Here is a 4,570-nt window from a genome sequence, read left to right on the forward strand (position 1 = left end):
CCCACACCGCCCACGCGACGGTCGCCGGGGTGCCGCCCGCCGCAGCGTCGGCGCCGGCGCGTAGGGCCGCGGAGGCCCGCTGCGCGAGACGCGCCTCGGGCGTGCCGACGCCCACCCACCGCGCGGGCTCCTCGATCGCATCCTCGAGCAGCTCGGCCGAGGTGCGCGTGCCGCCGCCCTGACGCTCTTCCCGTACGAGTGCGCGGCGGAGCCGCCGCAACGCCACCGGGTCGATGCCGACGATCCGCGATCCGAGCAGCTCCGCGACCTGGTCCTGGTCCCACGGGCGTTGTTCGCCGCGCGCGCTCTCGGCCGCCCGCCTCATGAGCATCAGGAGCGGCGCCACCGCGGGCTCGGAATGCAAGGCGGTGCCATCGCCGAGCGTCTCGCACGGGATGTCCGCCGCCGACAGGTCCGCGCGCAGCTCACGAAGCCGTGCCGCCGACCTGGCGATCACGGCCATCCGCCCCCACGCGGTCTCGGGGCCGTCGAACCCATGACGGGCGCCACGCAGCGCCGCCGCGATCGCGCGCGACTGCGCGTGACGGTGGGCCGCGGTCAGAATCTCCACCTCACCCGCCGCGGGCACGGCAGGGATCGCGGCGCGCGCGGACCCGACGCCCGCCGTTCCGATCCGCGCCACGGCCGCCGCAGTCACGCCGGCGAGCGGACCCGACTGACGGTGACCCGCGCCCAGCCTCACCAGCGCGGCGCCGAACCCGCCGGCATCCCGCGGCGCCGTCGCCTCCGCCAGCGCGCCGGGCACGGCGCCCCGGTAGCCCTGCACCGCCTCGTCGGCGTTCCCGAGCAGCACCAGGCGCGCCCCGGCCGCCGCGGTCGCACGCACCAGGTCGACGCCTGCGGCGGTCAGGTCCTGCGCATCGTCCACCACCACGAGGTCCCAGCCGGGCGGGTCCCCCTCCGCAAGCTCCTCCCACGCGCCCAGGACGTGGGCCGCGTGCGCGACCACCGCCGCCGGGTCGTAGCGCGGCCCTTGATCCTGCGTGACGGACCGCCAGCCGAGGATCGCGTCGTACTCGTCCATCACCCGGGCCGCCGCCACCCATTCGGGCCGTCCGGTGCGCACGCCCAGGTGCCCGAGGTCCGCCGGCGTCAGCGCGCCCTCGCTCGCGCGCATCAGCACGTCCCGCAGCTCGGCGCGAAAGCCCGCGAGCCGGGTCGCCTCGGGAGGCACCACGCCCGCCCAGTCCGGTGCGGCGCCGAGACCTCGGGAGTGCCCCTCGAGCAGTTCGCGCAGGATCTGGTCCTGCTCCGCACCGGTCACCAGCACGGGTGCGGGCTCACCCAGCGCCGTCGCCTGCGCGGTGAGGATCGCGTGCGCCGTCGACGCCGCCGTGCGCACCACGGGAGCGCCCACCGGGCGGTCGAGCGCGAGCGAGACGCGATCTCGCAGGCGGGCGGCACCGGCACGCGTGGCCGCGATCACCAGCACACGGTCGACGGGGACGCCACGACGAACGGCCTCGACCGCGAGAGCCGCGGCCACGGTGGTCTTGCCCGCACCCGCCGCACCCACCACCACGAGGTGGCCGGGATCCTCCGGCACACGCGCCGCGAGCGCGGCGTCGACCGCGACCCGCTGCTCGGTGTCGAGCTCCGGCAGCGGCGCGCCGGGAGCGGGCGGCAGCAGCCTCAGGGTGGTCATGCGCCTATCCCATCAGAGGGCACCGACACCGCCACCGACCCGGACACCGGCCGATCAGCCCGCGTCCACCAGCGGGAACGGCCACGGGTTCCAGCGGCACTCCGCCGGCATCGCCGTCTGATCCACCATGACCGAGGCCAGCCCGGTCTCGCACACGGCCACCTCCTCGCCGAGCACGAGCCCGACCCCGTGATTGAGCTGATAGATGCGCGAACCCTTGCGATTGGTGCCGAATGCGTCGAGGCCGGCCGTCCAGTCGTAGATCGAGATGGGCACGATGCCCTGCACGGGGCACGGCACCGCCGCGGGCGAGGGTGACGCGCCCGGCGTGGGGGTGGGTGACGGCGTCACCGCTGAGTCGGTGCACACCGTCGCGGCCGTCGCGGGGCTCGCGAGGACGATGCGCACGTCCGCCGCGCCGTCCGTCAGCACGAACTGCTGGCGTCCGGCCGAGCCCCACCCGCGCGCGTCGTTGAGGTTGGTCATCACGAAGTCGACCAGTGCGTCCTCGTCCATCGTCAGGCCGTCCTCGACGTCGACGCGCACGAACCGCACGGGCCCGCCTTCCTCCGTGGTGGGCGTGCTGCCCGGCGCGGCAGTGAAGGTGCCCTCGCCCATCTCGGGGATCGTCACGGTGACGACGCCGGCCGCGGCGTCCTCCTCGTCCAGCTCACGCGTGATCGGGCCCATCGACGGCAGCGACACCTCGGGGGAGGGCGATGCGCTGGGTGACGGCGACGCCGTGGCGTCGGGCCCCGCGCGCCAGCTGCGGTAGATGTCCGGGGCGAGGCCCGTGAGCCACCCGGCGCCGATGCCGAGGGCGAACGCTACGGCGATCGCGAGAAGGGTGATGCCGACGCCGGGGAGGGCGATTCCCCTGCCCGCGAACAGGCCCTCTGACCGCCGACTCATCGCTCTAGGATAAGGGCGGTATCCCGCAAGCAGAGCCAAGGAGGCGACCGTGGAGATTCGGATCGGCGTTCAGAATATTTCCCGCGAGCTCGCCATCGACACCGAGATGACCGCGGACGCCGTCGCGGCGGCGGTCGCCGCCGCCGTCGCCGGAGGCACGCTCGACCTCACCGACGCCAAGGGCCGGCGAGTCGTGGTGCCGTCCGCCGCGATCGGCTACGTCGACATCGGCGAGGAGACCAAGCGACGGGTGGGCTTCGGGGCCTGAGCCCCGCCGCATCGTCCCCGCGCGGCGTCCTACCGCCGCGACCCTCCCACCCGGTACACTTGGTCCCGACCCGGGGCTGACCGGTCGTCATGTGTGAAAGCTGAACCGCCGTGATCGGCGGATGCGCGCGGCCACCGGCCGCTGCTGGATGATTCACGATCGGCTGCCCGCCTTACTGGCGCACCGCGCCCACGAATCACCGGAGCACCATGACCGAGACGCACGCCAGCGTCCAACTGGCCGACCAGACCTTCGCCGACTACGCCGTCGACTCTCGCATCGTCGAGGCCCTCGCGGAGTCCGGCATCACGCACCCCTTCCCCATCCAGGCCATGACCCTGCCGGTCGCCCTGTCGGGCCACGACATCATCGGGCAGGCCAAGACCGGCACGGGCAAGACGCTCGGGTTCGGCATCCCGCTGCTGCAGCGCACGGCCGCGCCGGGCGAGGCCGCCTACGACGAGCTGGGCGAGGCCCACGGCAAGCCGCAGGCGCTCGTGGTGGCGCCCACCCGTGAGCTCGCCGTGCAGGTGGCCGGCGACCTCCAGACCGCGTCGCGCAAGCGCGCCGTGCGGATCGTCCAGATCTACGGCGGCCGCGCGTACGAGCCCCAGATCGAGGCGCTGCAGAAGGGCGTCGACGTGGTGGTCGGCACTCCCGGACGCATGATCGACCTCCTCAACCAGGGCCACCTGGACCTGCGCTTCGCGCGCACCGTGGTGCTGGACGAGGCCGACGAGATGCTCGACCTGGGGTTCCTGCCCGACGTCGAGCGGCTGCTCGCCGCCACGCCCGCGTCGCGGCAAACGATGCTGTTCTCCGCGACGATGCCCGGCGCCGTGGTGGCCCTGGCGCGCCGCTACATGACGCAGCCCACGCACATCCGCGCCGCCGACCCGGACGACGACGGTGCCACGGTCAAGGCCATCAAGCAGGTGGTCTACCGCGCCCACGCGCTCGACAAGGTCGAGGTGCTCGCGCGCCTGCTCCAGTCCAACGGCCGCGGCCTGACCATCGTGTTCGCGCGCACCAAGCGCACGGCCGCGAAGGTCTCGGACGAGCTGCGGGAGCGCGGCTTCGCCGCGGGCGCCATCCATGGCGACCTGGGCCAGGGAGCGCGCGAGCAGGCGCTGCGCGCCTTCCGCACCGGCAAGATCGACATCCTGGTCGCCACCGACGTGGCGGCCCGCGGCATCGACGTCGATGACGTCACGCACGTGGTCAACTACCAGTGCCCCGAGGACGAGAAGACGTACCTGCACCGGATCGGCCGCACCGGCCGCGCGGGCAAGACCGGCACCGCCGTGACGTTCGTCGACTGGGACGACCTCCCTCGCTGGGGACTCATCGACAAGTCGCTCGACCTGGGCTACCCCGAGCCGCAGGAGACGTACTCCTCCTCGCCGCACCTGTTCGACGACCTGGACATCCCCGCGGGCACCAAGGGCCGCCTCCCCCGTGACCAGCGCACGCGAGCCGGGCTCGAGGCCGAGAAGCTCGAGGACCTGGGCGAGACCGGCAAGCACACGGGTGGCGACTCGGGTCGCGGCCAGGGCGACCGTGGAGGACGTGGCGGCCGCGGCGAGGGCTCCGGCTCGCGCGATGGCGGCGGGCGCTCCGGCGGCCGCGGCCGTGGACGCGGTGGCGCGGGTTCGGACTCACGCTCTGGCACCGGCGACCGCGCCCCGCAGGGGGAGGCCCGCGAGCAGCGCGAGCCACGCCCG

At 74.3% G+C, this 4,570-nt stretch carries 4 protein-coding genes; 2 read left to right on the forward strand and 2 right to left on the reverse strand.

Annotated elements, in window-relative coordinates; all coding sequences use genetic code 11:
• On the reverse strand, positions 1-1,666 hold a 1,666-nt coding region (locus Q0L54_RS10520; protein WP_296667923.1), incomplete at its 3' end, for a UvrD-helicase domain-containing protein.
• Positions 1,667-1,720: 54 nt separating this feature from the next.
• A complete protein-coding gene (locus Q0L54_RS10525) occupies positions 1,721-2,578 on the reverse strand; it encodes a DUF3152 domain-containing protein (protein WP_296667924.1) in 858 nt (285 codons plus the stop codon).
• Positions 2,579-2,627: 49 nt separating this feature from the next.
• On the opposite strand from Q0L54_RS10525, the gene Q0L54_RS10530 reads away from it, so the two are divergent.
• Together Q0L54_RS10530 and Q0L54_RS10535 are read left to right on the forward strand one after the other, a co-directional pair.
• Positions 2,628-2,846 (forward strand): DUF3107 domain-containing protein, encoded by a 219-nt coding sequence (locus Q0L54_RS10530; protein ID WP_296667926.1) that lies wholly within the window; start codon positions 2,628-2,630, stop codon positions 2,844-2,846.
• Positions 2,847-3,055: 209 nt separating this feature from the next.
• Positions 3,056-4,570: DEAD/DEAH box helicase (locus Q0L54_RS10535; protein ID WP_296667927.1), on the forward strand; the 1,515-nt coding region annotated here is incomplete at its 3' end.

The organism is Demequina sp., assembly GCF_024642165.1.
GTDB lineage: Bacteria > Actinomycetota > Actinomycetes > Actinomycetales > Demequinaceae > Demequina.

Coding starts and splice junctions, on each gene's coding strand:
- Q0L54_RS10525 (WP_296667924.1), bottom strand. CDS start 2,578: ATGAGTCGGCGGTCAGAGGGCCTGTTCGCGGGCAGGGGAATCGCCCTC.